The following is a 1,571-nucleotide window of genomic DNA, read 5'->3' as shown; positions in this document are numbered from 1 at the left end:
CATAAAACTTCCCTTTTTTATGTTTTGCTCACAATGCATGCTTAAACATAGCGTGTGAATTTTTTCGGGTCGAATGCCGCTCGAATCGCTTCACCGATAAAGGTGACCATCACCAGTACCAGTACAATGGAAGTCACAACAGACGCCACAATCCATGGCGAGTCCAAGTTGGACTTACCTTGCTGCAGTAACTCACCCCAGCTTGGTGTTGGTGGCATCAAGCCTAAACCAAGATAATCAAGCGCTGTCAGTGCGGTGATGTTGGCGGCAATAGTAAATGGCGCCAAGGTAACAATCATGACCATGGTATTTGGCAGAATATGGTTAAACAGGATTCGGCCTGTCGAGGCACCCAACGCACGAGCTGCCATTACGTATTCGCGTGCAGATTCTTTATAAGTCATGGTACGCATGTACCATGTCATCCCCATCCATCCAAACAACACGTTGATGGCGACAAAGAGCGTGAAAGTCGGTTGAACGATGGACACCAAAATCATAATGACGTACAGGAATGGCACCATTGACCAAACCTCAATCAAACGTTGGACAAATAGGTCGAACTTGCCGCCCCAGAAGCCCATGGCACAGCCTACAGCGGTACCAATAGCGTAGGACACCGCCATCGTTAACAACGCAAACCCCATCGCAGTACGGAAGCCATACACCAAGCGCGCTAAAATATCGCGACCAATAACGTCAGTACCTAGATAGTGTTTATTCTCAGCGCTTGGCGCGGTCGGAGGGAAATCGCCACTGAAGTCTTGTTCGTATGGGTTCCAAGGAACGATAGGTAGAATCACAAAGTTGTCCCCTCCCTCTTCCTCAAAGACTTGTTGGAGAACTCGGTAATCAGCTTCACTTGAAGAATCTTGACCAAACTCGCTACCTAAACGAACGTCACTGACAACCGGAAAGTAGTAACTACCATCGTACTTAACGATCAACGCTTTACTGTTGATTAACAGCTCGGCAAATAGTGAAAGAATCAACATGATAGATAAGATCACAAACGACCAATAACCACGTTTAATTTCTTTAAAGTGACGGATTTTCTTTTGAGTTAATGGACTTACTTTAATCATATTACGCTCCAAACTTCACACGTGGGTCGACTAAAGCAACACAGATATCCGAAATAATATTGCCGATCAGCAGCAATACCGCGTTGATAGCAACGATGCCCATCACTACTGGGTAATCACGTTCCATAATGGATTCGTAACCTAATAAACCAATGCCGTCGATGTTGAAGATAACTTCGATCAAAAATGCCCCTGTCATGAAGAACAACAGTGAGTTGCCAAAGTGAGAAGCAATTGGAATCAAACTATTGCGTAGCGCGTGTTTGCGTACCGCTTTCTTAAACGGCAAGCCTTTTGCGATCGCGGTACGGATGTAATCCGATGATAAGTTTTCCATCAGGTTATTTTTCATCGTCATGGTGAGCGTTGCGAAATCACCAATCAAGTAACAGATCAGCGGAAGCACAGCATGCCACATCACGTCTTTTGCGCGTTCAAAGAAGGTTTCATAGTCATCGAAATCATCACCGACAAAGCCCCCCATAG

Annotated in this window: 2 protein-coding genes; both read right to left on the bottom strand. The window is 45.4% G+C overall.

Going from position 1 to position 1,571, the window contains the following annotated elements; all coding sequences use genetic code 11:
* Positions 1-41 precede the first annotated feature (41 nt).
* The gene (locus R7F67_RS23885) at positions 42-1,085 is read right to left on the bottom strand and encodes an ABC transporter permease (RefSeq protein ID WP_005459031.1); all 1,044 of its coding nucleotides are present in this window, start codon (positions 1,083-1,085) and stop codon (positions 42-44) included.
* 1 nt (position 1,086) lies between these two features.
* The coding region (locus R7F67_RS23880; protein WP_050549504.1) for an ABC transporter permease at positions 1,087-1,571 on the bottom strand (485 nt) is incomplete at its 5' end.

It is taken from the genome of Vibrio sp. YT-17, assembly GCF_033337375.1.
In the GTDB taxonomy this organism is placed as follows: Bacteria; Pseudomonadota; Gammaproteobacteria; order Enterobacterales; family Vibrionaceae; genus Vibrio; species Vibrio alginolyticus.
Note: the sequence above shows the minus strand (reverse complement) of the source record. Positions and strands in the feature narration are given on the sequence as shown.

What these genes read in the sequence shown, in the direction of transcription:
- R7F67_RS23885 (WP_005459031.1), bottom strand. Translation starts at nt 1,085, where the DNA reads ATGATTAAAGTAAGTCCATTAACTCAAAAGAAAATCCGTCACTTTAAA.